Origin of the sequence: Corynebacterium sp. CCUG 71335 (genome assembly GCF_024454075.1) — a bacterium.
Lineage (GTDB): Bacteria > Actinomycetota > Actinomycetes > Mycobacteriales > Mycobacteriaceae > Corynebacterium > Corynebacterium genitalium.
The window spans coordinates 17,207-41,588 of sequence record NZ_JAGPYY010000012.1 but is presented as its reverse complement, the minus strand read 5'-3'; the positions used below and the strand labels follow the sequence as shown (position 1 = coordinate 41,588).

Below are 24,382 nucleotides of genomic sequence, written 5' to 3'. Positions count from 1 at the left end.
CGCTTATCGACGCCTCCCGCCCCCACCCGCCTGTGGATAACTCACCGTTATCCACAGGCTTTTTCGGGCCTCTTTGCGCAGGTTGATTGCGTGGTCGACCCTGGAAGGGCACCCCACCCACCAGCAAACCGCGAAAGGAAACTCCGACCATGCAATCACCCATCACGCTTTCTGGAAACCTCACCGACGATCCCGTCTGCAAGATCTTCAAGACCGGCTCGACCCTGACCAAGTTCCGTCTCGCATCGAGTCGCCGCGTGCGCACAGACAGCACCACCGCTGACGGCCGGCCCGTGTGGGCGGACGCTGACAGCCTGTTCATCGACGTCGAATGCTGGGGCCAACTGGCCGTCAATGTCGAGGCATCACTGCGGAAGGGCTTACCCGCCGTCGTAGTCGGCCGTCTCGTTACTGAGACTTGGGTGGATGAGGGCGGCACAAAGCGTTCCAAGCAGCTGATCAAGGCGGCTCAGGTGGCGCTGGAGCTCAACAGGTACCAGGCGTCGTCGAAATGCACGACCGCCAAGGAGCACACCGCGGGCGACATCCCGTCGGTCAATCTGCGCACGCGCGAGGACATTGCCGGGGAGATCGGCGAGACACCAACTAACCAGCCCACCAGCCAGCCCACCAACCAGCCGACGGCCCAGCCAGAGCCACCGAGCTATGACGACGAAGCACTCGAGTCCCTGATGAACCGCGGCCCGTCTGACATGGGGGAGCACGCCCCGGAAGAGGAAACGGTGGGGGCGGCGTAGAGCGCACAGGAACGGTTTCTCTGCTTGCGGATCAGGCGGTGAGTGCGTGATGTACCCTTTGTGGTGGTTTACGCAAATAGCCGCCAACACGCATGTAAAGGGGGCCCCTAGTGGCTGAGTTCATCTACACGATGAAGAACGTTCGCAGGGCCGTCGGTGACAAGGTCATCCTGGACAATGTCACCATGGCTTTCTACCCCGGCGCCAAGATCGGTGTCGTGGGCCCGAACGGAGCGGGTAAGTCCTCGCTGCTGAAGATCATGGCCGGCATCGACCAGCCGAACAACGGCGAGGCCTTCCTCGACCCCGGCGCGACCGTGGGCATCCTCCTGCAGGAGCCGCCGCTCAACGAGGACAAGACGGTCCGCGAGAACGTCGAAGAGGGCCTGGGCGACATCTTTGAGAAGAAGCAGCGCTTCGAGGAGATCGCCACCGAGATGGCCACCAACTACTCCGACGAGCTCATGGAGGAAATGGGCAAGCTCCAGGAGGAGCTCGACGCCGCTGACGCGTGGGAGGTCGACTCCAAGATTGAGCAGGCCATGGAGGCGCTGCGCTGCCCGCCGTCGGATTCCCCGGTGACCAACCTCTCCGGTGGTGAGCGCCGTCGTGTCGCACTGGCCAAGCTGCTGCTCAGCCAGCCGGACCTGCTGCTTCTCGACGAGCCTACGAACCACCTCGATGCCGAGAGTGTCCTCTGGCTGGAGAAGCACCTGCAGGACTACCCGGGTGCCGTTCTGGCCGTCACTCACGACCGCTACTTCCTCGACCACGTCGCGGAGTGGATCTGTGAGGTCGACCGCGGCAAGCTCTACCCCTACGAGGGCAACTACTCCACCTACCTGGAGAAGAAGGCCGAGCGTCTGGAGATTGCCGGCAAGAAGGACCAGAAGCTGCAGAAGCGCCTCAAGGGCGAGCTGGAGTGGGTCCGTTCTTCCCCGAAGGCACGCCAGGCGAAGAACAAGGCTCGTCTGGAGCGTTACGAGGAGATGGCGGCCGAGGCGGAGCAGTACAAGAAGCTCGACTTTGAAGAGATCCAGATCCCTACGCCGCCGCGTCTGGGCAACAAGGTCGTGGAGGTCAAGAACCTGGACAAGGGTTTCGATGGCCGCACCCTGATCAAGGACCTGTCGTTCACTCTGCCGCGTAACGGCATCGTCGGTGTCATCGGCCCGAACGGTGTGGGTAAGACCACCCTGTTCAAGACGATCGTCGGCTTGGAGGACCCGGACGCTGGTTCTGTCGAGGTCGGCGATACCGTGCAGTTGTCCTACGTGGACCAGAACCGCGCCAATATTGACCCGGAGCAGACCGTGTGGGAGGTCGTCTCCGACGGCCTCGACTACATCCACGTCGGCCAGAACGAGATGCCGTCGCGCGCGTACTTGTCCGCGTTCGGTTTCAAGGGCCCGGACCAGCAGAAGCCGTCGAAGGTGCTCTCCGGTGGTGAGCGTAACCGTCTCAACCTGGCGTTGACGCTGAAGCAGGGCGGAAACCTGATCCTGCTCGATGAGCCGACAAACGACCTCGATGTTGAAACCCTCGGCTCCCTGGAAAACGCCCTGCAGAACTTCCCGGGTTGTGCTGTGGTGATCTCCCACGACCGCTGGTTCCTCGACCGCACCTGCACCCACATCCTCGCCTGGGAAGGTAACATCGAGGAGGGCAAGTGGTTCTGGTTCGAAGGAAACTTCGGCGACTACGAGGCCAACAAGGTCGACCGCCTCGGTGAGGAAGCGGCGAAACCGTCGCGCGTCACCCACCGTAAACTCACCCGCTAACGCTGCTTTTTCGAGCTGCTCTTCGAAAGGAACCACATGGCAGACAACAACCCGGCGAACACGCACATCATCGCGCTGCGCTGGAACGACTTCGACCGCTACGGCCACCTGAACAACTGCGCCTACCTTGATATCGCTCAAGAGGCCCGCATCAGGTTCACCAAGGAGCAGTTCGAGAACAACGGCCAGGAGTTCGGCGTCTTCGTCCGCCGCGCTGAGGTCGACTTCCTGCGTCCCGTCATGCCGGACTCTCTCGAGGTGGAGGTGGTCTCTACTGTCGTTGAGATCGGCAACACCTCTTTCAAGACGGTCCAGGAAATCAAGGACCGTCAGGGCCGGGTGTGCGGCATTGTGACCTGCGTGCTCGTCGCCGTTGACCTGTCTACCGCGTCCCCGCGTGAGATCACCCAGCAGGAGCGCGGCATCCTCACCGCCAAGGCTGGGGAGTAGCGCCCTGGAAGCACTACATGTCAGCGCGGGAGCGGCGGGGCTGAAAGCCCTGACCTCCCGCGCGCTTCATCTTGATGCGCAGGCTTCCGCGCGTTTCGCCGTGCTTAGCGACGCCCCATCCGCCCCCGGCAGCAGCACCCCGATCGACGTGTTCGTGACCACCCCGTTCGATTGCGTGGCCTCGCGCCGGGTGACGGGGTCGGTCTCGCGCGACGGAGCGGTCGTGTCGGCCCGCGCCTTGGACACCGCACTTGCCGAGGGGCGATCCGAGCTCGGCCCCGCCCGCGACCACGACTGGATCGGCGCTCTGCCGCCGAAGACCGGTTTCGTCGAGCGCGAGATGGTGCCCGTCGCCGTGGTCCGCGACCTCGCCGATCAGGGGCGCAGGCTAGCCCGCCAGTTCTCCGGTCCCCTGGGCCCGCCGCGGTCCTTGCTGGAGCAGATCGTTCTGACGGTGCAGTCCCCCACCACACCGGCCGAGAGTTCGACGCCGACGGACGCAGTAGAGATCCCGATGCGCATGATCTTCACCTGCACATCCCTCGGCCTGATACCTGGTCCCTCGGCGCCGCCGGAGATTCCCCGGCACTTGCGCATCTCTACGGCTGGCCGCTGGATCCGAATGGATGCGCCCTTCGGTAGCGTGTACCACTCGGCTGGGCTCAACTTGCTGTTCTAGCTCCGTTCGCCTTTCGTCGTTCGACTTTCATGCTGCGGTTCTAGACGCGACCTGCAGTTTTCCCCGTCGTCGAACCGTCAAAGGCGAACCGTCAAAGGCGAACTGCGATGGGCGTACCTATGGCAGGCGAACCAGTCCTCCGTCCGATATGAACCCAGCTCGAGACTGGCTGGGGCCGACTACCCGAACAAGCGGGTGAGGTGCTCCGAGCCGAAGGTGCGGTCCGGATCCATCTGCTCGCGGAGGGAGCAAAACTCGTCGAAACGCGGGTAGGTCTTGGCGAAGTCTTCCCGGCCCATGGTGTGCATCTTGCCCCAGTGCGGCCGGCCGCCGGCGGCCTTGAGGATCGGCTCGAGGTGGGGGAAGTAGTCGTGCGGGTTCATCGCCTTGGGCACGTGGAAAGCGATGTACATCGATTCACGCCCGGTGGAGGTGGACAGGGCCACGTCGTCGGCGGCTGTGGAGCGCAGTTCGAGCGGGAAGGGAATGATCCAGCCGCGTTTGTCCAGTTCGCGGCGGATCTCGCGCACTGTCTCCGGGCCGGCTTCGAGCGGCACGGCGACCTCCATCTCGTGGAACTTCACGCGACGTGGGGTGGCGAAGACCTCGTGGGCGCGGGAACGGTAGCGGTTGGCGGCCATGGCGTCGGCGGCGACACCGTTGAGGAAGGGGGCAGCACGGATGAGGTCGAGGTGCGCTACGCAATCGACCATGACGGTGATCGTCCCGCGCAGCGACGCATCTGCAGCTAGCTCAGCTAGCGCGACTTTGTTCACCGACGGGTAGGCCACCACGATGTCGTCGAAACCCTCGCGTGCCAGGTTGATCGCCTCCGGCACGCTGTAGGCGAGGATGCCGCGGTACCCGTCGTGGGAGAGTGCGCGTCGTAAAGCAGCGACACTGCGCAAGCTTTTCGACGCCACACGAATCGGCAACCCCCGCGCCCGCGACGTCATTTGGGACGCGTTGTAGTCGAACGCCGCGATGTCGACGGCGGCGCAGGGGGCGACGGCGCGGCCAGCGCTGATCAGCGACGGCACGATGCTCAACAGCGTCTGGGACGGGCGAGTCACAGTAGACGGCATACGGGTAATCGTAGCTGGGCAAAACTAACCCGTTGGCCGTTTTGAATATTTATCGCATGCCGGGATGTTCACCAGGCTGATTGATCATCATGTACGCCACACGCTGCATGTGGTTCCACAACGCCTCGCGCTGGGCAGGGTTGAGTTCATCCTCGCTGAATTGGTCGAGGGAGTTGCTCATCAGCTCGAGCCAGCGCTCAGCCTCCGCCATGCCGATGCGGAAGGGGAAGTGGCGCCGCCGCAGCATCGGAGCACCGCGCTGCTCGTTGAACGTCGGCGGTCCACCCCAATACTGTGCGAGGAACCAGCGAAGGCGGTCCTCAGCACCGTCCCAGTCGTCGTCCGGGTACATCGGGCCGATGAGGTCATCGGTCTTGACCTGCGTATAAAAGCCGCTGACGAGGCGGCGGAAAAAGTCCTCGCCGCCAAGTGCGCTATAAAGCGAATCCATGCATTGAATGTTAACCAGGGGGCGAATCAGAGCAAATGAACCGCTTGGTCTACTCTGGGGCAGAGCACGCTTATCGACGCCCCGCTTATCGACGAAAGGACCCCGCCGATGCCCGGCTTCTCCACCGACTCCATCCACGCCGGTTACGAGCCCGACTCCCTGTACGGGTCGATCAACACGCCGATCTACGCGTCCACGACCTTCGCGCAGGACGATCTGGCAGTGACCCGCAACGGTTTCGAGTACACCCGCGTGGGCAACCCGACCATCGACGCGCTGGAGAAGACCGTCGCGGCGCTGGAGAAAGCTGACTACGGCGTGGCTTTCGGTTCCGGTATGGCCGCTGTCGATGCGCTGCTGCGCATCCTGCTCAAGCCTGGCGACCACATCGTCATCGGTAACGATGCCTACGGCGGCACCTACCGCTTGATCCAGCAGATCTTCACCCAGTGGGGCGTGGAGAACACCCCGGTGGACATCACCAACGTCGACGAGGTCGCCGCTGCGATCCAGCCGAACACCAAGGTGGTGTGGGTTGAGTCGCCGACGAACCCGCTGCTGTCTATTGCTGATATCGAGGGGCTTTCGGCAGTCAAGGGTGACGCCACGCTCGTCGTCGACAACACCTTTGCATCCCCGTACCTGCAACAGCCGCTGGATCTCGGCGCGGACGTGGTGCTGCACTCGACCACGAAGTACATCGGCGGCCACTCTGACGTGGTCGGCGGTGTCGTTGTCGGCCGCAACGCCGTGGAAGGGCACGAGGGCGTTTCCGCGATCACCGCAGGTAGCTTCGACGCGCTGAACAACCTGGAGGAGCAGTTGCGCTTCTTCTTCGGCTGGATCGGTGCGATCCCCTCGCCGTTTGACACCTACCTCACCGCCCGCGGCGCGAAGACCCTGGCAGTACGGATGGACAAGCACTGCGACAACGCAGAGGCTGTCGCTGACTACTTGTCCAAGCAGGACAAGGTCGCCCGCGTCTACTACCCGGGCCTGGAAGACCACCCGGGGCACGACATCGCCGTCAAGCAAATGCGCCGCTTCGGCGGCATGGTCTCAGTGGCGTTCCAGACCGCTGAGCAGGCCATGACGTTCTGCCGCTCGACGAAGCTGTTCTGCCTGGCCGAATCCCTCGGCGGCGTCGAGTCCCTCGTCGAACACCCCGCCACCATGACCCACGTCTCCGTCGCGGGCTCAGCGCTTGAGGTCCCGCCGGAGCTGGTGCGCATCTCCGTCGGCATTGAGGACACCGAGGACCTCATCGCCGACCTCGAGCAGGCCATCGCGCAGATCTAGCGCAGATCCGACCCTCCGCGGGTGGCCCCCAAGATATAGTTGACACCCGCGTCCGCCAGGGGCATCAAAACCCCAGGTCAGATTTCGTTGCAGCGGGAACGGTGCAAACTATATCTGGACGGGGCCCGAGGGGTAGGGGGAGAGCCCCTACGCGCCGTCACCCGTTGCACTCTCCGCTGCCGCAGCGTCCACGATCCGGTTCCGCAGCGAGCGCGTTACCCGGTCCTGCCCCTCAGAGATGATGCGGCGCAGACCTGCCGGGATGCCGCCGGTGAGGAACTCGTCGGCCTTCGCCAGAGCTTCCTCCGACACATCCCACAACGGGTAGATGCCCTCGAGCGTGCGCTGCGCCATCTCGTTCGACAGCCGCTCCCACAGCTCAGGCGCGACACGGAAGTACTCATCGGTCAAGCCCTCAAGCCCGCGGTTGTTGAACGTCAGGCCATCCATGAGGAAGCGCAGCGCCAGGTTCGAGCGTTCGCCAGCGACGATTTCGTCCCACGCCCACCGCTTATCGACGACCGCCCGCGCCCGCAACCTCGACACCTCACCCTCCGAGGACGGATCCTTCTCCTGCTCGGCAGCGTCGAGGTCGAGCTCGCCTGCGGCAATGAGAGCCGTGAGAACCAGCCAGCGCACTTCCTGGTTGGTCTCGTTCTCGAGGAGCTCGCGGAAGTATCGAATCGAATCGTTGTCGAGGCGCAGCCGAGACAACGCGCGGTCGTAAATCGCCGCTGGCTGGGCACCGCGGAAGGCATGGTTGAGCAGGTCGAACCCCTGCGCCTGCCAGTCCGGATCGACGTAGTTCTTCACGGCCGTGGTGGCCTGCGCGACGATGCGCTCCTGCACCGCCGGCTGGTCCTCGTTCGCGCCGAAGCGGGCGACGAGCTTCACGAACTCGCGTGCCGGCAACCGCCCGTCGCGGGCCGCCTCCCACACGGCAGACCAGCACAGCGTGCGGGCCATCGGGTCCTCAATCCGGCCGAGGTGCTCCAGAACGAAGTCCATGTGCTCCTCGGTCAGGCCCATTAGGCAGTAGGTGAGGTCCTCGTCGTTGACCAGCGCGAGGTCGTGGGCCACGCCGGCGAACTCGGGGACCTCGGTGCGCTCACCGGTGATGTCGATCTCGGTGTGGTGGGTCCTGCGGACCGCACCGTCGATAAGCGAATAAAGGCCGACGCCCACGCGGTGCGTGCGCTGCACCTCGGACTCCTGAACCACCGTGAAGCTGTCCGCGGTGATCTCGGGGTAGAGGCGCGAGACGCCGGTGGTGCGCAGCCACTGCTGGGACCAGTCGGACAGGTCGCGGCCGGAGGTCTCCTCAAGCGCGCCGAGCAAATCGGCGAACTCGGCGTTGCCGAACGCGTGGTTGTCGAAGTGCTTGCGCACCCCGGCGAAGAACTCGTCCCGGCCGACGTAGGCCTGCAACTGCTTGAGCACGGACGCGCCCTTGGCGTAGGTGATGCCGTCGAAGTTCTGCTCGGCGGTCTCGATGTCGGGGGCGTCGGCACCAACGGGGTGCGTCGACGGGAGCTGGTCAGCAGCGTAGGCCCACGCCTTTTCGACGCTGGCGAACGTCACCCACGCATTGGTGAACTCCGTCGCCTCAGCCTGAGCGATAGCAGCGGACCAGGTGGCGAACGACTCGTTGAGCCACAGGTCATCCCACCACTTCATCGTCACCAGGTCGCCGAACCACATGTGCGCCATCTCGTGGAGGATCGTGTCGTTGCGGCGCTCGATGCGGTAAGGGGTGGGTTCGGAGGTGAACACGTACTCGTCGCGCAGCGTCACGGCACCGACGTTCTCCATCGCGCCCATGTTGTATTCGGGGCAGAAGATCTGGTCGTACTTGCCAAAGGGGTAGGGCCGGCCGAAGTTCTCGTGGAAGTACGTAAAGCCTTCCTTGGTTTCGCGGAACAGGCGGTCGGCGTCGAGGTGCTCCATCAGCGACGCGCGGGCGTACAGGCCCAGCGGGATCGTCTTCTGCTCGTCGGAGTAGGTGTCGTTGACAGACTCGTACTCGCCAGCACACACCGCGATGAGGTAGGTCGACAGCGGGTAGGAGATGTTCGTCGACGTCGTAGCAGTGCCCTCGCTGTTCTCGGTGCGGGTGGTCTCTTCGTTGAGCACCACCACGTACTTCGACGGCGCAGTGACCGAAATATCGTAGGTGGCCTTCAGGTCCGGCTGGTCGAAGCAGGCAAAGACCAGCTGCGCGTACGCCGGCTCGAACTGGGTGTAGAGGTACTCCTTGCCGTCAGCCGGATCGGTGAACTTGTGCAGGCCTTCGCCGGTGTGGGAGTAGGAGTGCGTGGAGGTCACGGTCAGTTCGTGCTGTCCGGTAGAAAGCTGCAGCGTGCGATCGTCGATAAGCGTGCCGTCGAGCGTCGCCTCAAAGCTGTCCGCAAGAAGGTCGAAGAATGTCTCGCCCTCGCCGGAGTTGAATGTGATCGTGGTGCGGGTGGTGAATGTGTCCGCGCCGGTGATGTCGAGAGCCACGTCGTAGTGAATGTCGCTGATCAGAGCAGCGCGGGCGTGAGCATCGGTCCTAAGCAAATTCGTCTTCATGCAAACCAACGTACCGTTGAGGGGGCAAGCCCCCATCAACGAAAGGGTCATAATGGAAAACGTGACGTTCTGGTTCGACGCATCTTGCCCGTTCTGCTGGCAGACTTCCCGCTGGATCAAGGAAGTTGAAAAAGTCCGCGACATCGAGATCGACTGGATCCCCATGTCGCTGTCCGTGCTGAACGACGGCCGCGACCTCCCCGAGGACTACATGGCCATGATGGAAGCTAACTGGGGCCCGGCGCGCGTGTTCGCCAAGGTCAAGCAGGAGCGCCCCGAGCTTATCGACGACCTGTACACCGCCATGGGCACCCTCATCCACCCCGGCGGCCAGGGAGGCCAGAAGGGCTACGGCGCGTATGACGACGTGATCAAGAAGGCGCTTGCGGAAGTCGGTCTGGATGAGTCTTACGCATCGGTGGCGAACGAAGCGTCCTACGACGATGTGCTCCGCAGCTACCACCAGGGCGCGATGGACGCTGTCGGTGATGAGGTGGGCACCCCGGTCATCCAGCTCGGTGAGACTGCCTTCTTCGGCCCCGTGATCACCCGCGTTCCCACCGGCGAGGAAGCCGGCGCGCTCTTCGACCACGCACTGGGCCTGGCGGAATACCCCTACTTCTTCGAGCTCAAGCGCTCCCGTACCGAGGCGCCGCAGGTCTAAGGCGTGCGGCTCACGCCCGGCGCGGTCGCTTTTGGTTACGCTGGGAACCATGCGTATTTACCTTGGAGCAGACCACGCCGGATTCGAGCGCAAGAACGAGATCGCCGAGCACCTGAAGGCTGCCGGCCATGAGGTCGTCGACTGCGGCGCGCACGAGTACGACGCTGCAGACGACTACCCAGCGTTCTGCATCGCCGCAGCGGAGAAGACTGTCGCCGATCCGTCATCGCTGGGCATCGTGCTCGGCGGTTCAGGCAACGGCGAGCAGATCGCCGCGAACAAGGTCAAGGGTGCCCGTTGCGCTCTGGCTTGGTCCGTTGAGACCGCTCAGCTCGCGCGCGAGCACAACAACGCCCAGCTGATCGGCATTGGCGGCCGGATGCACTCTCTTGAGGAGACGCTCGCGATTGTCGATGCCTTTGTCGGTATTACCCCGGACCACCAGGTCGAGGAGCGTCACCAGCGTCGCATCGACATCCTCGCCCGCTACGAGGAGACCGGGGAGACCGAAGAGATCCCGGCTCCGAAGACGCTCTAGAAAAGGCGCAGGCTCGTCGCCGCCTCCTGAGCCTGAAATCGCCCCACGTCGACTGTGAGTCGCGTGGGGCTGGTGCGTTTTCGGGGCGTTAGCGACGTCGATAAGCAAAATTGAAGCATAAGGAAAAGCGCATTTTCGTGCCGTCGAAAATGCCCTCGTAAATCCCCAGGTCACGTGTTACAGGAGTGAACCCAGTTACTTGACGTGTGGACAGCACGAAAATGGCCTACCGCCCTGTGCTCGGCTAGCGCAGAACCGCCGCGCACGACACAATTGAGCGCATGGGGGACGATGCCGAACTTCGGCTGATTCGGGAGGTCGCACTGGCGCGCCCGCACGCGGTGGTGACGGGGCCAGCGGCGGCGAAGCGCTTGGGGCTGCCAACGCTCGATCGGGTGACAGTCGTGGATTTGCGCTACCGGACATCCGCGAATGCGTCGGGGCGGGGGAAAGACCCTTCAGTGCGCTACCGGGGCGGCAAACTCAGGGCGGACCAGATTTTCATGCGCGATGGGGTCGCGCACGTCGACATGATGCAAATGCTGTTTGATATTTACCGGTTCCACGGTCGTCTGGCAGCTCTTGTGCCGCTGGAGCATCTCCGATTCAAGCACCAGGTCACAATCGAGCGGTTGCTCGATGCTGCGAGGTGGCTGCCCAGGGCGAACGGTATACGCGGGTTTGAGGAGCTGATCCGGTACAGCTCGAATACGTCGCAAAGCCCACTGGAAACGATCGGGCGCGACGCAATTCTGCAGGCTAACATTCCGGAGATCCGCGCGATCGAATACCAGGCGGAAATCCGGTATGTCGGTTTCTACGGGGAACCGCGGACAGCGCTTGTCGACGTCCTCATCAACGGGTGGCTCGTCGTCGAGTTCGACGGGCGCGTGAAGTTCAGTGGCGACTACGGCGAGGTGCGTGATGTCACCGTGGCCCAGCTCGACCGGCAGAACGCCGTGCAAGCGAAGGGCTATTTCTTCCTGCGTGCGGGCTGGGGCGATGTCGTCTCGGGTCACATCGTCAGAGACATTGAGCGGACGTTGCGCACCCTGCCCGGCAAGGTCACCGCTTGATCTAGTGCGTGACGGTGGTCTGCTGGTACAGCTTCATCCGGATCTGCCCGTCTACCAGCACGTAGGTGCTGGTCATGAGGGCTTCGAAGTTGTCAGAGCCGCGGCGGGCGGAGGCGTTGTAGAGGAGGGTGGCGGCGCCGTCGTTTAGCGGGATGAGCTGCGGGTCTGTGATCTGGTAGCTGTCCCACGGCGGCGCATCGTTCATGCTCTCGGCGATGGTGGGCTGGTCCATGATCATGCCGTTGACCAGCACCATGACGGCGTCATCGGTCATGAGTTCGCCGTAGAACGTGCCGCCGCGCTGCTCGCATAGCGAGTCCCAGCCTTGGCGCTCGAGGCCAAGAAGCGTGTTGAGGTCCATAACCATTTTCTACCAGCCGGCGAAGTATCGCTCAAGGCGAACGGGACCATCGACCCACTCAATGCCAACGGGATGCTCGATGGCCCGAGGTTCGCTGGCCAGCGCGCGGGCCCGCGCAGTACGCACGCTTATCGGCGCCACCCCCGCCGCATCAACCCTCCACCCCGTGCCGACACGCGTGTCCTGGGTAGCCCGGTGGAATGCTGCGGGATCGGACAGAGCCCACGGGCCGGCAAGATCGACGCTGATGCGGTGCTGTTCCGCAGGGTTCTCCGGGCCCGTCGGCGCGGTCCTCACACGGGGCTCGTGGCGGAATAGGTCCGGCACGTCAAGGGCGGGGTCGCAGTACACGATTGCGTCTGCGCGCAACCACGATGCGATGACCTGCTCGAGCACCCCTGGCGATTCCAATAGCTCGTGCTGGCTCACGCGCACGCCGATGTCGGCGTTTTCGAAGTGCACCCCGTCGGGCCGGGCGAGCGGGTGCGTGATGCGGTGCGCTAGCGCCACCGATTCGATGTTCTTAACGCGGGCTTCCTCGTCGGGGTTGTTGTAGCGTCCACCGAAATCTTCCTCGTCGTGGACCGCGACAGCATCTGGCTCGTGGACGAAGGTCGCGCCGTCGTTCCAGGCGCGGAAGCCGAACTCCCAGTCCTCGCCGCCGTAGCCGACGAAGGTCCCGTCGAAGCCGCCGATGGCGTCGAAGAACCGGCGCGAACAGGTCAGGACGGAGGAGATGATGAAGCGCCAGGAGGTGTCGTCGGCACGCGAGAGGTTGTCGGTGTCGCGCCAGGCGTCGCGCAGCCATGCGGGTTCCTCGCGCGCGGCGCCCGTGAGTCGCTTGCCGACGACCACCGCCCGCCAATCCTGCTCCACATGCCGGCACGCAGCAGCGAGATAACCGGGCTCGGGCACAGTGTCGGCGTCGAGGAAGGCGAGCACGTCGCCCGTCGCGGTACTCGCCCCGAGGTTGCGTGCCGCGGCAGCGCGGAAACCGAGATCCTTCTGCGTCACCACCGTCGCGCCGGGCATGTCGGGCACGACCGCGGAGCCGTCATCGGCGACGATGATCTCGACCTCGCCGACGCCTTCCTGCGCGCGCACGGCCGCAATCACCTTCGCGAGGCTGTCAGGGTCGTTGTAGTGGGGAATAATGACACTGATCATGCCCACACCTCACGCCATTGCGCGACCACGTCATCCCACCCGTAGTTCGGTGCCTGCATCTGCGGTGCAGGATCCACTGTGTAGGAGTCGATTGCAGAGCGCCACGAGCTAGGCTGCACGCGGGTAATTCGACCGGGCAGCCACTCGTCGATCTCGCGGGTGTAGGCGGAATCGCTAGCCAAAACGCGGCGGCCGGCGCCGAGCCACGTCATCAGCGACCCGGAGGCGGAGAAGTGCCGGTGCGCGCAGACGGGAATCTGGATGCGGCCCATTTCGGCGGCCAGGTCAGCGTCGGAAAGCCAACCCGTGATCTCCGCATGGGCCTCAAGCCCACGCGCCCACTCCTCGTGGCCGGGGGAGACGGAGCCCAGGAAACGCAGACGGTAGTCGGTGCCGCGTAGGGCGCGGATAAGCTCTTCGTGCCCTTTGCCTGGGTACAGAAAACCGAGAATTCCCACGGTCCCCGGTTCCGGCTCGAACGCTGAGTCGATCAGCGGGATCGGCAGGCGGATCACACCCACGTCGATACCGGCGTCACGGAAGAATTCAGCCTCGTGCTCCGAGTTCACTACGGCGACGTTAGCGGCAGCGGCCAAACGTTGGTAGGCGGCGGCGCGGCGGGCGAAACGGTCAGCGCCTTCTTCGGGCTGGGGGATGTCGTGGAAGCTCACGCTGAGCTGACGCGACCCGACCCGGGCAAGCAGAGCGTCGACAGCTGCAGCGGGGGAGTCGCCGAAGAGGTGGTCGGTGAAGGCGACGTGCACAGAATCGACAGAATCCGGCAGGGCGACCGCGCTGAACTCGGATTCGCGCAGCACAGGGGCATCGGTAGCTGCTGCCAACTCCAGCGCGTACCGGGTCACCCCGTGCGATTCGGGCCCGACAATGAGGTGCGTGGGCATCATGCCAGCAACCCTAGGTTGGCAATCCGGTCCGCGTGGCGTTCCAATCCGTGCGCGACCAGCGCGGGTCGCTCGCGGTAGTGCGCCAGTTGCTTGTCGACGATCTCGTCCCACGGAATCTCCCCCGTTTCCCTGTGCATCCACGCGTCCCGGCCGCGCACCGATACGCCGAGGGCGGCGCACGCGCCGGGGTCGAGCGGTGCGTCGAGTTCGCCGAGCATTTCGTACCCAGGCATGGTCACGGACCCGGACAACCCCAATGTCTGCAGGATGCGGGATGCCACGACCGCCAAGGTCTCATTGTCGGGGTGGTTGATGATGTGCCAAACGGGAAGGGTTTCCAGGTAGTCAGAAATCCTCACCGAGTCGAAGCGTTCTTCGCGGGTACGGATTTGGTTGACGGACATGGCAAGTGCTCGTCGATAAGCATCAGGCGTGAGTGACGGCGTGACGGGCGCGTCCAAACCTTGCGCAGCTGCGCAGAGAATCCGCAGGTCATGGTAGGGGACCACCGGCGGGTTGAGGGAAGAGTCGGCGGGGTCGCGGATGATCGCGGTGAACGGCATGAGCGCGTCGAAACGCAGCACCGGCACGATCGCGTGGCGTGCACCGGACGGCAGCTGGGCGAGCATCTGCGCGGTGCCGACGGGCAGGCCGCGGTAGTCCTCGCGGATCGGTTGGGTGACCAGAACATCCGTACGCGCGAGCATGTCGCCGAACCACCCCATGTCGGCTTGCGCGAGCTCGTGTACAGGAGGGATGCGCTCGGATTCGAAATGCCCAGTGCTGGCCAGGAGTTTGCGCAGGGACTCGGCTTGGCAGTTGCCTACGACGGTCAAGAACATGGACCCGAATATAGTCATGCCAACACTTGCAGAAACGTTTATATTGGTCGGGTGCCCCGGAAGAGGAAAGGCGGTGGGTGTGAACGTTCTGTCGATCCCCGCTGAACATGTCTACACGCAGGCGATTCAGCCGGAAGGCGTGCGTTTTCCACCGGACCCGGATATTGACGGCAAATGGTGGCCCCACCCCGCGCTCACAGCGTCCTACTGGGACGAGCCTCGCGATGTGGATCTCGTGCACATCCACTTCGGTTTTGAGCACTACACCCCCGATGAGCTGCGCGAACTTGTCGCAGCATTGCCGGCGCCGCTCGTGCTCACCGTGCATGATCTGGACAATCCACACCTCGAGGACCAGACCGCGCACCACGAGAGCTTGGCTGTGCTCATTGATGCACCGGCGCAGGTGGTCACGCTTACCAGCGCCGCCGCCGATGTCATCGCGCAGCGGTATTCGCGTGACGACGTCCACGTCATCCCCCACCCCCTCATCACCGAAACGCGCGACCCCGACCCGGCGGCAACTGGGGCGGCGGTGTTTGTGAAGTCCCTGCGCGGCAATGTCGTGGCCGACCCGGACTTCTACCGCGAGCTGGCGGAGCAGGTGCCGCTGACTGTCTACGTCCACGATGTCGATGCGACAGCTGAGCTGCACCGTGAGCTGGCAGACCTCAATCTGGTCGTGCACGAGCCGATGGAGGACGCCGTATTGCATGACGCGGTGGCCAGCCACGCGGTATGCGTTCTGCCGTATGTGCGCGGCACCCACTCGGGCTGGTTGGAGATGTGCCGCGACCTGGGTGTGAGCGTGGCCGTGCCGGACTGCGGCTGCTACGCCTCACAGGCAGATACGGCTGACGCCGTCATCGAATATGCCGCAGGTGACGGCGCTGCCGCCGGCCGCGCCGCCGCAGAGTTGTTGGAGCGCGGCCAAATTCCGTACCAGGGGAACCGCCACGCTGAGCTGGAAGGCATCAAGCAGGCCTACGCCGCGGTGTACCGTGCAGCTCTGGCCGAAAGTGCGGAGGTTCGCCCGTGACCATCACCTTGCTCCAGGGGTGCACTCCTGCCCGCGGCCAGAACCTCCGCATCGCCTTCGTTGCCCCCGCCCGCTACCCGATTCGCGAGCCGTTCGCCGGCGGCCTCGAGGCGTTCTGCCACACCATGGTCACCGCGCTGCGCAACGAAGGCCACCAGGTGGACTTCTACGCCGCGAAAGGCTCGGACGGCAACGTCAAAAGCCACGAACTGCCGGGTGTGAACTGGGGAGACTCGCTGGAACTGGCCACCGACACCGGCTATCCGGTAGGTGGGCGCGAGCGGGAGGAGCAGGCCTTCCTCGCGCTACGTGAGCACTTGGTCGCGCAGGGGTATGACGTTGTGCACAACAACAGCTTGAGTCCCGCCATGTTCCCCTCACCCGCGTCGCCAGACCCGCTGCCCATGGTGACCACGCTGCATACGCCGCAGCTGCCGGAAATCTTCGCGGCTGTCGAAGCAGCCGGTGAGGCCGCAGGCCGGTTCGCCGCCGTCAGCGCGACCACTGCTGCGAGCTGGGAGATGCCGCCTGCCGTCCACGGCCCGATTGAAGTCATCCCGAACGGCGTGAACACGCGCAAGTGGGCACCGGGTCCCGGCGGCCCTGGTGCGGTGTGGTTCGGCCGCATCGTTCCCGAGAAGGGCCTGCACTTGGCTATGGATGCGTGCCGCCTCCTCGGCCTGCCGCTGACGATCGCTGGCCGCAAGGGCGACCACGACTACTTCCAGGAGCAGATCGCCCCGCGTTTGGACGGCCACCTGATCCGCTGGCTGGGGGAGTTGTCGCATGGGGAGTTGCGTCGGCTCGTCAGCAAGCATGCGGTGTGCGTGGTCACGCCGCGCTGGGAGGAGCCGTTCGGCCTTGTCGCGTTCGAGGCGATGTCGTGCGGTACGCCCGTCGCCGCCTTCGACCGCGGCGGCATGGGCGAGCTGTTAGCATCTGCGCCCGCTGTGCTCGTTCCGCCCGACGATGTCGTTGCGCTGGCTGGCGCGATCCACAAGGCTCTCCACGTTGACCGCGCCGCAGCCCGTGCGTGGGTCGTGGAGAACCACAGCCTCACCCAGACCGCCCGCCGCTACGTGGGCCTTTACCGCGAGGTGATGGTCAAATGATCGGCTTGTATGCGCACCACCACGGCTCCGGCCACATCCAGCGCTGCCGCGAAATCGCGCGCCACTTACCCGACGCGACGATTTTGTCCACGCACCCCAGCGCAGACGTCGTGCTTATCGACGACGCCGGCGCCCTCACCTCCGACCCGCTCACCGCCGGAGGAACCCTCCACTACGCGCCGACCACGCATGAGGGCTACCGTGCCCGGATGCAGCAGATTGCCGCATGGGTGGAGGCCAATGACCCCTGCGTGTTCTACGTCGACTGCTCCGTGGAGGTCGCCGTCTTTGTCCGGCTCCTCGGCGTGCCCGTGGTCACCGTGGCCATGCCGGGTGTGCGCGACGATGCTCCCCACCAGCTCAGCTACGCCCAAGCCAGCGCGATCGTCGCAGCGTGGCCGGATTGGGTGCCCGTGCCTGCGCACTTGGAGGCGCACGCGGACCGGCTGCATGCCGTCGGGGGCATTTCCCGGCTGCGCGGCTTAGCCGATCGCGGCCGCGATGAGCGGTCGGTGCTCGTCATGGCCGGCACGGGCGGCTCCACCTGGGACCGCGACTCGTGGGACGAGGTCGAGCGCGCCTGCCCGAACTGGGACTTCACCATTCTCGACGGCGCCAATCGTGTTGACGATGATGCCAAGCTCACCGAAATGCTGCAGAGCGCCGGAGTCGTCGTGGTCGCCGCCGGGCAGAACTCCGTTGCCGATGTCGCCGCCTGCGGCGCTCCCGCGATTGTCCTGCCGCAGCCCCGCCCCTTCGCCGAACAGGAAGCCACGGCCGCGGTGCTCCGCAACGCCGGCCTCGCGCTTGTCCCCGAATCCTTCCCCGAGCCAGCCATGTGGCCGGCGCTGCTGCACCAAGCGGCTGGAATGGACACGTTCTGGGAAGATCCCCAGCGCGGCTGGCAAACCGACGGCGCTGCGCGCCGAGCAGCCGATGTCATCCTGGGGGCCTCATGACCGCGATCGTCACATTGGCTAACGCGGCGCGCGCCGAGCACGTCGCCGGCCAGGCGGGGCTGATTCCCGATGGCGTCGAGCACATTCTCGTCGCGCTTGCTGATGCCGAGGAGCTCGCCGCCCGACTGCCCGATACGCATGTGGTTCCGCTGGAGGAGCCCAACCTCGCCCGCGCCCGCAACACCGGCGCAGCCGAAGCGCTTGCTCGCGGGCACGAGCAGCTCATCTTCCTCGACGCGGACTGCCTGCCGGGCCCAGACCTCGTGGAGCGCTATCTGGATGCTCTCGACCGCGCCCCCAATGCCGTTCTCGCCGGCCCGGTGACGTACCTGCCGGAGGGCGAGCTGCGCACCGACAACCCCCAGCCCCACGCCGCGCGGCCGAGCCCCCCGGCTGGCGAGCTTGTCCGCGCCGAGGATTACAACCTTTTCTGGTCCTTATCCTTCGCGCTGACCGCTGACACGTGGCGACGCGTCGATGAGCTTTTCGGTGGTTTTGACACCGCCTTTTCCGGCTACGGCGGCGAAGACACCGATTTCGCCTGGAACCTGCGCGAACATGGCATCGACTTCCTCTGGGTCGGCGGCGCGCACGTCTACCACCAGTGGCATCCCGTGTCCTCGCCGCCGTGGGAGCACCTCGACGACATTCTCCGCAACGCCGCCGTCTTCCACTCCAAATGGGGCACGTGGCCAATGGAGGGCTGGCTTCGCGAGTTCGAAGATGCAGGAGCCATCGCGCTTATCGACGGCGCGTGGCAGCGCCGCTAGGCAGTCAGTTCACCAAAGGACGTGCGCAGCGCCTCGATCGCTTCAACCAGCTTCGCTCGGTCACCAGGCTGAGTAGTGTCTGGCTCCGTTTCCTTCTGCTTTTCAATGAGGTTGTCGAGGGCGTCGAGGCGTGAGTCGGTGTCGTCGATAAGCTCTCCGTGCTTTTCGTTGTCCCTGTCGAGGTCTGCAACCGTGTCAAAGATGACGCGCACGCCTTCGGTGTTGGCCTTCAGGTCACTGAGATCTGTGCCGGACCACCAGTTCTCCTCGCCGGTGGCTGCGGTCGCCGCCATACGGTCGAGCAGGGTCAGCGCGCCACCTGTGATCGACTCGAATGTGATGTCGTCGCTTTCCTGGAACGGTGTGTCGTTGATGGTGCCGTGGAGTTGCTCGACGTCGGCGATGAGAGCGTCGGCAAGCTCGCGGCGCTCCTGCGGCGTGGAGGGCTCCCACTTTTGCAGGGCGGAGCTACCGTCAGAATTCTCGTCGCCCTCCGCAGGCGGCCACAGGTCCTTTTCCAGGCGGTGGAAACCGAGCCATTCGGTGAACGTCGGATCCTTCTCAAGCAGCTCCTCGGCCTGGTCAGTGTATTCGACTTCGGTGGCGTCGATCCGTGCGTCGAGAAGCCCGAACCTTTCGGCGATCGGCTCGATGCGCTTGTAGTGGACCCGCGCGGCGGGATAGAGCTCTTTGGCACGCTCGTCGTTGCCGGACGCGTACGCCTCGGCAAACTCTTCGACCGCGGGAAGAAGTTCCGCCGCTTCGTTTTGGACGAAGGTGAGGTAATTGTCTCGGGCGATTTTCTCGCGCTGGCCACGGGATTGCGAATAGTCGACCTCGTCGCCGGTGACGGTGAATTCGGCCGCTTCGATGTACGGCCCTCGCTCGCTCATCCTGCAGGCGGTGAGATAGGCGCCGGGTTGCAGTTCGACGGACAGTTCCGCCCTTTCCTCGGGCTTGATGGCGCCCCGCTTGGCCACGACACGGCGGCCGTCCTCCGCAAGAACAAGAAAGTCTGTCTCACGCCCGCCATCGTTGGTCACTTCGAATGCCACTTTGCCGCTGCCGGCCTCATCGTCGCCGACCTCGCAGGTGTCATCCGCGACAGTGACCTGCTTCTCTTCATCGTCCGCACCGCCCGCAGAGCCTCCCGCGCATGCGGCTAACGGAAGAGTCAGGGCCAGTGCGGCGAGCAGAGCTGGGGAACGCTTCATAGCCCCACTTTATCCTGTGGGGCTATGAAGACTTCCGGCTAGCGGACTTAGAAGGTGACTTCGCGGCGCTCCAGGAACGCCTTCACGCCTTCTTTGTGCTCGGCGCTGTGGGCCAGAGCGGTCTGGGCGCGAGCTTCCTCAGCTAAGCTGAGCGGCAGCTGGGCCAAGGAAGCGCGGTTGACGGCGCGTTTCGTGTCAGCAAGCGCCCCGCGCGGCGAGAAGCGGAACTCACGTGCATACTCGAGGGCACGCTCGAGCGCGTTGTCCGCCACCTCGGTGAACAGGCCCCATGACACGGCGTCGGCGGCGGGGATGCGCTCGTGGCGCAGCACCAGCTGCATCGTGCGGTGGCGGCCAATCGATGCCGCAAGCGTTGCCACGGCTCCGCCGTCCGGCATGAGGCCGATGCGCCCGAATGGCAGCGTGATGAAGGTCTTCTGGCCAGCGACGATGAGGTCGCATGCGCAGGCCAGCGACGCGCCAATGCCCGCGACAGCCCCTTCCGCCGCGGCCACCACGGGCACGGACGCGCGGGTGATCGCATTCACCATGTGTTCAATAGCAGTGAAGTTGCCGGCGGAGATCTCTTCTTCGCCGCTGAGGAACACGGTCAGATCCATGCCGGAACAGAATGCTGCGTCATCACCGGTGACGATCACGCACCGGGTCGCCGGGTTCGCGTCCGCCTCATTCACAGTGTCGCCGATGGACCAGTAGGACTCCGGCTCCAAAGCGTTGCGCTTCTCCGGGTTGGAGATGCGCACGATGGTCACCGCACCATCTTCGACGGTCTCGGAGGTGATGTTGCCCTTGAACTCGCGCATATTACTTCGCCACAAATCCAGCCAGGCGGCCCTCGATGATCTCCACTGCATCAGCAACAATGCGGTCCAGCAGCTCCTGGCAGGACGGGATGTCGTTGATGATGCCCTGGACCGGGCCAGCGGACCAGATGCCAGCATCCAGATCACCGGTCTCGTACACCTGCGCGCCGCGCTTACCGGCCACGAGGTCACGGATCTCCGGGAACTGCGCGCCCTGGTTGAGCTTTTCGACGACCTCGTCGCTCACCGCGTTCTTCGCCACACGGGCGGTGTTGTTCAGCGTGCGCAGGATGAGGTTGGTGTCCAGCTCGGAGCGGTCAACAATGGCCTGCTTGACGTTCTGGTGCACCGGAGCTTCCTCGGTGGCCACGAAGCGGGTACCCATGTTGATGCCCTCTGCGCCCAGCGACAGGGCAGCGGCCAGGCCGCGGCCGTCAGCGAAACCGCCGGAGGCGACGAAGGGGATCTCCAGCTTCTCCGCAGCAGCCGGCAGCAGGATCAGGCCCGGGATGTCGTCCTCGCCCGGGTGGCCGGCGCACTCGAAGCCGTCGATGGAGAGGATGTCGACGCCCTTGTTTTGGGCGGAGACGGCGTGGCGCACGGAGGTGCACTTGTGGATCACGGTCACGCCCGCAGCTTTGAGGCCCGGCACCAGCTGTGCCGGGTTGGCGCCGGCAGTCTCAACGATCTTGATGCCCTTTTCGATAGCCACGCGGAGGTACTCCTCGTACGGCGGCGGCGTAATCGTCGGCAGGATGGTCAGGTTCACACCGAAGGGCTTGTCGGTCATCTCACGGCAGCGGTCGATTTCCTTGCCCAGGTCTTCCGGGGTGGGCTGGGTCAAGGAGGTGATGATGCCGAGGCCGCCCGCATTGGAAACGGCAGCTGCCAGTTCGGCCTTGCCGACCCATTGCATGCCGCCCTGGATGATGGGGTGCTCAATGCCGAGCATTTCGTTAATGCGGGTGTTGATCTTGGCCATGTCGGCCCTCCTTGAACTCAAATAGCGTGTCGGTTGAGACCTACATTACACCCGGCGAGCCTATGAGATCTGGATAACGATCGAGCGGCTAGAAATCAAAGCCGAAGTCGAATCCGCCGCCATCGCCGAAGCCACCGCCATCGCTAAATCCGCCGCCCATGTCCCCGGCATCACCCATGTCGCCGGCATCACCGGCGCCCATATCTCCCATATCCTCTGCGCCGCCGTCGGCCCCGAAGTCGCCTGCGGCGAACTCGTCCGCGCTGGGTGTGCCCGCCATGCCGGCGAACATGGCGGAGTAGAACATCATGGAGCTCGCCGCCCACATGCCCGTCATCATGGCGGGACCCCACCACGCGGTGGAGTACCAGCCAGCCGGCACCGGACGGCCAGCAACGGCGCCGCCGGGGTAGTAGTGCGGGGTGTCCGCGCTGGCGTACGGCGACGCCGTCACAGCTTGGCCGTCGTGTTCAACGGTGCGGCGCTCAGTGACCTTGCCTGCCTGACGCTGCGCTTCCAGCTCAGGCAGGGCTGGTCCCGGCGCCAACCCAAGGATCTCTCGGGCGGCGTTGACGTAGTGCATACCTTCCAAGGCTGACTCACGTGCCAGCTGGGCCTGCCTGACCGTGGTGGCGCTCTGCAGAGCGGAATTCGCTGCGTTGTAGCGCTCGGAAGCGTCGGCCATGGCTTGCGTCGAGGCGGCATCTTCGCCCGAAATCGTCAACACTTGGTGTCCCAGGCGGTCGACCCACCGTTGGGCGTCCGCTTTTGCGTCGTCAAGCGACGCGTTGCTATTGATCGCACGCTGGCTGCTGTTCTGGGAGTTGTTGATCAGCGCCATCACGCCGCCGATCGCTACGACAATAAGGAGAAGACTAAGTACGCTCACACTAGTCACAACGGATGAACCGCCCCGCAAGTTCCATTTTTGGTCCCGCGCGTGAGGCTGGGCTAGGATTGTCTGCGCGCTTAAACCGCAGTGGGAATGTCGTATAGTGGCTAATACCTCAGCCTTCCAAGCTGAAGACGCGGGTTCGATTCCCGTCATTCCCTCCACCACAGAGCTGGCTCCTGGAAATCCGGAGTCAGCTCTTGTTCATTCCTGGCCCCCGATGAAACTGCCCTCATTGGGCCCACGTAGAATCGTCTCCCGTGAGCTAGCGGGGTGAACCCCTGAGCAGCTTACGGGGCGTGGCGCAGTTTGGTAGCGCACCTGCTTTGGGAGCAGGGGGTCGCAGGTTCAAATCCTGTCGCCCCGACAGGGCACCGCTTTACGCGGCGCCCAGGTGAACCTAACGACAACGAAGACAACTAGCCAGGAGAGTATTTCCGTGAAGACTTCCGTGGACAAGCTCAGCGACACTCGCGCGAAGCTGACCGTGACCGTTCCCTTCGAGGAGCTCGGCACGGAAATCGACCAGGCGTACAAGGCCATTGCTCAGCAGGTCAACATCCCGGGTTTCCGTCGCGGTAAGGCTCCGCGCCAGCTTATCGACGCCCGATTTGGCCGCGGCCCGATCCTCGAGCAGGTTGTCAACGATATGCTGCCGACCCGCTACGAGCAGGCCGTCACCGAGAACGAGCTGAACGTGCTGGGCCAGCCGCAGATCGAGATCACCGAGATTGAGGACAATGACCACGTCGAGTTCACCGCTGAGGTGGACATCCGCCCGGAGATTGAGGTTCCGGACTTCTCCAAGATCTCCGTCACGGTGCCGTCGATCAAGGTCGGCGACGACGCTGTCGACGAGGAGCTGGACAACTTGCGCGCCCGCTTCGGCGAACTCAAGGACACCAAGCGCAAGCTGAAGAAGGGCGACTTCGCGGTCATCGACCTCGAGGCAACCGTCGACGGTGAGAAGATTGAGGAAGCCTCCACGGAGGGTATTTCCTACGAGATCGGCCGCGACGACCTCATGGAAGGCCTGGACAAGGCCATTAAAGGCCTCAAGACCGGCGAGTCCGCTGAGTTCGAGTCCGAGATCCAGTACGGCGAGCACAAGGGCGAGCAGGCCACCATCACCGTGACCGTCCAGCAGACCAAGGAGCGCACCCTGCCGGAGCTCGACGAAGAGTTCGTGCAGATGGCCTCCGAGTTCGACACCGTCGAGGAGCTGCGCGAGTCCACGAAGACCCAGCTCGAGGAAAACAGCAAGAACCAGCAGGCTGCTGACATCCGCGACGAGGTCCTCAAGGCCGCGCTGGCACAGTCCTCCTTCGAGCTGCCCACCGCAGCTGTCGACGAGCAGGTCCACAACCAGCTCCACCAGATCCTCGGCCAGATGGCCCACGACGAGTCCGCCTTCGCCCAGCTGCTCGAGGCGCAGGGCACGACCCGCGAGGAGTTCGACAAGGAGTCCCGCGAGAACGCCGAGGACTCCATCCGTACCCAGCTCTTCCTCGATGCTGTCGCCGACCAGGAAGAGCCGGAGGTGTCCCAGCAGGAGCTGACCGACCACATCCTGTTCACCGCCCAGTCCTACGGCATGGACCCGAACCAGTTCATCATGCAGCTGCAGCAGTCCGGCCAGGTGGCAAATCTCTACGCCGATGTCCGCCGCGGCAAGGCGCTCGCCGCCGCCATTTCGCGCACCACCGTGAAGGACGAGGACGGCAACACCATCGATCCGAACGAGTACTTCGGTGAACTCGACGAGGACGAGGTTGCTGAGGCAGAGGCTGCCGACGCAGCCGTGGTTGAAGCCGCTGAGGCAGACGCTGACGCCGCTGACGCTGATTCGGCAGACGAGAAGTAAATCTTCGTGCACCCCGGCAGGCTGGACATTCTCCCGTCTGCCGGGGTTTGCCGTTAGCCCGCACGCTGACAGCGAACACAGACCACCCGGCGGGAATCC

24 protein-coding genes and 2 tRNA genes are annotated in these 24,382 nt (G+C 64.4%); 15 read left to right on the top strand and 11 right to left on the bottom strand.

Annotated elements, in window-relative coordinates; genetic code table 11:
• The first annotated feature begins 149 nt into the window (after positions 1–149).
• From ssb to KBX19_RS09110, 4 genes are all read left to right on the top strand, one after another.
• On the top strand, positions 150–758 hold the full coding sequence (ssb, locus tag KBX19_RS09125; protein ID WP_255998552.1) for a single-stranded DNA-binding protein: 609 nt from the start codon (positions 150–152) through the stop codon (positions 756–758).
• A 110-nt stretch (positions 759–868) separates the two neighbouring features.
• Positions 869–2,539 (top strand): energy-dependent translational throttle protein EttA, encoded by a 1,671-nt coding sequence (gene ettA, locus KBX19_RS09120; protein WP_255998550.1) that lies wholly within the window; start codon positions 869–871, stop codon positions 2,537–2,539.
• Between the two features lie 36 nt (positions 2,540–2,575).
• Positions 2,576–2,989, top strand: coding sequence for a thioesterase family protein (locus KBX19_RS09115; RefSeq protein ID WP_005289010.1), 414 nt, complete (start codon positions 2,576–2,578; stop codon positions 2,987–2,989).
• Between the two features lie 4 nt (positions 2,990–2,993).
• Positions 2,994–3,668 (top strand): hypothetical protein, encoded by a 675-nt coding sequence (locus tag KBX19_RS09110; protein ID WP_255998618.1) that lies wholly within the window; start codon positions 2,994–2,996, stop codon positions 3,666–3,668.
• A 179-nt stretch (positions 3,669–3,847) separates the two neighbouring features.
• On the opposite strand, the gene KBX19_RS09105 is transcribed toward KBX19_RS09110, so the two are convergent.
• Entirely contained in the window at positions 3,848–4,753 is a 906-nt protein-coding gene (locus tag KBX19_RS09105) for a D-arabinono-1,4-lactone oxidase (RefSeq protein WP_255998548.1), read from the bottom strand.
• A 49-nt stretch (positions 4,754–4,802) separates the two neighbouring features.
• Complete coding sequence (locus KBX19_RS09100) at positions 4,803–5,204, bottom strand: globin (RefSeq protein ID WP_255998541.1); 402 nt, start codon at positions 5,202–5,204, stop codon at positions 4,803–4,805.
• Between the two features lie 108 nt (positions 5,205–5,312).
• Between KBX19_RS09100 and KBX19_RS09095 the strand changes: the two genes are divergently transcribed.
• Positions 5,313–6,503, top strand: a complete 1,191-nt coding sequence (locus tag KBX19_RS09095; protein WP_005289022.1) for a cystathionine gamma-synthase — start codon at positions 5,313–5,315, stop codon at positions 6,501–6,503.
• A gap of 147 nt (positions 6,504–6,650) precedes the next feature.
• On the opposite strand, the gene pepN is transcribed toward KBX19_RS09095, so the two are convergent.
• Entirely contained in the window at positions 6,651–9,074 is a 2,424-nt protein-coding gene (gene pepN / locus KBX19_RS09090) for an aminopeptidase N (protein WP_255998539.1), read from the bottom strand.
• Positions 9,075–9,123: 49 nt separating this feature from the next.
• Between pepN and KBX19_RS09085 the strand changes: the two genes are divergently transcribed.
• The 3 genes from KBX19_RS09085 (at position 9,124) to KBX19_RS09075 (ending at position 11,352) form a co-directional block, all read left to right on the top strand.
• The gene (locus KBX19_RS09085) at positions 9,124–9,738 is read left to right on the top strand and encodes a DsbA family protein (protein ID WP_255998616.1); all 615 of its coding nucleotides are present in this window, start codon (positions 9,124–9,126) and stop codon (positions 9,736–9,738) included.
• 49 nt (positions 9,739–9,787) lie between these two features.
• A complete protein-coding gene (locus tag KBX19_RS09080; protein WP_005289032.1) occupies positions 9,788–10,276 on the top strand; it encodes a ribose-5-phosphate isomerase in 489 nt (162 codons plus the stop codon).
• Between the two features lie 281 nt (positions 10,277–10,557).
• Positions 10,558–11,352 carry a hypothetical protein gene (locus tag KBX19_RS09075; protein ID WP_255998537.1) on the top strand — a complete coding sequence of 265 codons (795 nt, stop codon included), beginning with the start codon at positions 10,558–10,560 and terminating at the stop codon, positions 11,350–11,352.
• 1 nt (position 11,353) lies between these two features.
• Here KBX19_RS09075 and KBX19_RS09070 read toward each other — a convergent pair whose 3' ends face one another.
• The 4 genes from KBX19_RS09070 to KBX19_RS09055 are packed head-to-tail and all read right to left on the bottom strand — an operon-like array spanning position 11,354 to position 14,627.
• Positions 11,354–11,713: a DUF4440 domain-containing protein gene (locus KBX19_RS09070; protein ID WP_255998535.1), complete on the bottom strand. Its 360-nt coding sequence runs from the start codon at positions 11,711–11,713 to the stop codon at positions 11,354–11,356.
• 9 nt (positions 11,714–11,722) lie between these two features.
• Complete coding sequence (locus KBX19_RS09065; RefSeq protein ID WP_255998533.1) at positions 11,723–12,880, bottom strand: glycosyltransferase family 2 protein; 1,158 nt, start codon at positions 12,878–12,880, stop codon at positions 11,723–11,725.
• Positions 12,877–13,785, bottom strand: a complete 909-nt coding sequence (locus KBX19_RS09060; RefSeq protein WP_255998531.1) for a glycosyltransferase — start codon at positions 13,783–13,785, stop codon at positions 12,877–12,879. The genes KBX19_RS09065 and KBX19_RS09060 overlap by 4 nt, the downstream gene beginning before the upstream one ends.
• Positions 13,782–14,627, bottom strand: coding sequence for a WcbI family polysaccharide biosynthesis putative acetyltransferase (locus KBX19_RS09055; RefSeq protein WP_255998530.1), 846 nt, complete (start codon positions 14,625–14,627; stop codon positions 13,782–13,784). Before KBX19_RS09055 ends, KBX19_RS09060 begins: the two co-directional genes overlap by 4 nt.
• A gap of 79 nt (positions 14,628–14,706) precedes the next feature.
• On the opposite strand from KBX19_RS09055, the gene KBX19_RS09050 reads away from it, so the two are divergent.
• The 4 genes from KBX19_RS09050 to KBX19_RS09035 are packed head-to-tail and all read left to right on the top strand — an operon-like array spanning position 14,707 to position 18,507.
• Positions 14,707–15,666 (top strand): glycosyltransferase family 4 protein, encoded by a 960-nt coding sequence (locus KBX19_RS09050; protein WP_255998528.1) that lies wholly within the window; start codon positions 14,707–14,709, stop codon positions 15,664–15,666.
• Positions 15,663–16,778 carry a glycosyltransferase gene (locus KBX19_RS09045; protein ID WP_255998527.1) on the top strand — a complete coding sequence of 372 codons (1,116 nt, stop codon included), beginning with the start codon at positions 15,663–15,665 and terminating at the stop codon, positions 16,776–16,778. Before KBX19_RS09050 ends, KBX19_RS09045 begins: the two co-directional genes overlap by 4 nt.
• Positions 16,775–17,737: a glycosyltransferase gene (locus KBX19_RS09040; RefSeq protein ID WP_255998525.1), complete on the top strand. Its 963-nt coding sequence runs from the start codon at positions 16,775–16,777 to the stop codon at positions 17,735–17,737. Before KBX19_RS09045 ends, KBX19_RS09040 begins: the two co-directional genes overlap by 4 nt.
• The gene (locus KBX19_RS09035; RefSeq protein WP_255998523.1) at positions 17,734–18,507 is read left to right on the top strand and encodes a glycosyltransferase family 2 protein; all 774 of its coding nucleotides are present in this window, start codon (positions 17,734–17,736) and stop codon (positions 18,505–18,507) included. The genes KBX19_RS09040 and KBX19_RS09035 overlap by 4 nt, the downstream gene beginning before the upstream one ends.
• Here KBX19_RS09035 and KBX19_RS09030 read toward each other — a convergent pair.
• From KBX19_RS09030 to KBX19_RS09015, 4 genes are all read right to left on the bottom strand, one after another.
• Positions 18,504–19,721, bottom strand: coding sequence for an EfeM/EfeO family lipoprotein (locus KBX19_RS09030; RefSeq protein WP_255998521.1), 1,218 nt, complete (start codon positions 19,719–19,721; stop codon positions 18,504–18,506). The two genes, KBX19_RS09035 and KBX19_RS09030, sit on opposite strands and share 4 nt — an antisense overlap.
• A 47-nt stretch (positions 19,722–19,768) precedes the next feature.
• Positions 19,769–20,545, bottom strand: a complete 777-nt coding sequence (locus tag KBX19_RS09025) for an enoyl-CoA hydratase-related protein (protein WP_255998520.1) — start codon at positions 20,543–20,545, stop codon at positions 19,769–19,771.
• 1 nt (position 20,546) lies between these two features.
• Complete coding sequence (locus tag KBX19_RS09020) at positions 20,547–21,527, bottom strand: nitronate monooxygenase family protein (RefSeq protein WP_255998518.1); 981 nt, start codon at positions 21,525–21,527, stop codon at positions 20,547–20,549.
• An 88-nt stretch (positions 21,528–21,615) separates the two neighbouring features.
• Complete coding sequence (locus tag KBX19_RS09015; protein ID WP_255998517.1) at positions 21,616–22,416, bottom strand: DUF1542 domain-containing protein; 801 nt, start codon at positions 22,414–22,416, stop codon at positions 21,616–21,618.
• Between the two features lie 92 nt (positions 22,417–22,508).
• Here KBX19_RS09015 and KBX19_RS09010 point away from each other — a divergent pair.
• The 3 genes from KBX19_RS09010 to tig all read left to right on the top strand — a co-directional run bounded on the left by KBX19_RS09010 (position 22,509) and on the right by tig (position 24,283).
• Positions 22,509–22,583, top strand: a tRNA-Gly gene (locus tag KBX19_RS09010).
• 129 nt (positions 22,584–22,712) lie between these two features.
• Positions 22,713–22,786: transfer RNA gene (locus KBX19_RS09005), tRNA-Pro, on the top strand.
• A 72-nt stretch (positions 22,787–22,858) separates the two neighbouring features.
• The gene (gene tig / locus KBX19_RS09000) at positions 22,859–24,283 is read left to right on the top strand and encodes a trigger factor (RefSeq protein ID WP_255998515.1); all 1,425 of its coding nucleotides are present in this window, start codon (positions 22,859–22,861) and stop codon (positions 24,281–24,283) included.
• Positions 24,284–24,382: the final 99 nt, after the last annotated feature.

Coding starts and splice junctions, on each gene's coding strand:
- KBX19_RS09080 (WP_005289032.1), top strand. CDS start 9,788: ATGCGTATTTACCTTGGAGCAGACCACGCCGGATTCGAGCGCAAGAAC.
- KBX19_RS09075 (WP_255998537.1), top strand. CDS start 10,558: ATGGGGGACGATGCCGAACTTCGGCTGATTCGGGAGGTCGCACTGGCG.
- KBX19_RS09115 (WP_005289010.1), top strand. CDS start 2,576: ATGGCAGACAACAACCCGGCGAACACGCACATCATCGCGCTGCGCTGG.
- pepN (WP_255998539.1), bottom strand. CDS start 9,074: ATGAAGACGAATTTGCTTAGGACCGATGCTCACGCCCGCGCTGCTCTG.
- KBX19_RS09070 (WP_255998535.1), bottom strand. CDS start 11,713: ATGGACCTCAACACGCTTCTTGGCCTCGAGCGCCAAGGCTGGGACTCG.
- KBX19_RS09030 (WP_255998521.1), bottom strand. CDS start 19,721: ATGAAGCGTTCCCCAGCTCTGCTCGCCGCACTGGCCCTGACTCTTCCG.
- KBX19_RS09100 (WP_255998541.1), bottom strand. CDS start 5,204: ATGGATTCGCTTTATAGCGCACTTGGCGGCGAGGACTTTTTCCGCCGC.
- KBX19_RS09035 (WP_255998523.1), top strand. CDS start 17,734: ATGACCGCGATCGTCACATTGGCTAACGCGGCGCGCGCCGAGCACGTC.
- ssb (WP_255998552.1), top strand. CDS start 150: ATGCAATCACCCATCACGCTTTCTGGAAACCTCACCGACGATCCCGTC.
- KBX19_RS09105 (WP_255998548.1), bottom strand. CDS start 4,753: ATGCCGTCTACTGTGACTCGCCCGTCCCAGACGCTGTTGAGCATCGTG.
- KBX19_RS09095 (WP_005289022.1), top strand. CDS start 5,313: ATGCCCGGCTTCTCCACCGACTCCATCCACGCCGGTTACGAGCCCGAC.
- KBX19_RS09065 (WP_255998533.1), bottom strand. CDS start 12,880: ATGATCAGTGTCATTATTCCCCACTACAACGACCCTGACAGCCTCGCG.
- KBX19_RS09040 (WP_255998525.1), top strand. CDS start 16,775: ATGATCGGCTTGTATGCGCACCACCACGGCTCCGGCCACATCCAGCGC.
- KBX19_RS09055 (WP_255998530.1), bottom strand. CDS start 14,627: ATGTTCTTGACCGTCGTAGGCAACTGCCAAGCCGAGTCCCTGCGCAAA.
- KBX19_RS09020 (WP_255998518.1), bottom strand. CDS start 21,527: ATGGCCAAGATCAACACCCGCATTAACGAAATGCTCGGCATTGAGCAC.
- KBX19_RS09025 (WP_255998520.1), bottom strand. CDS start 20,545: ATGCGCGAGTTCAAGGGCAACATCACCTCCGAGACCGTCGAAGATGGT.
- KBX19_RS09060 (WP_255998531.1), bottom strand. CDS start 13,785: ATGATGCCCACGCACCTCATTGTCGGGCCCGAATCGCACGGGGTGACC.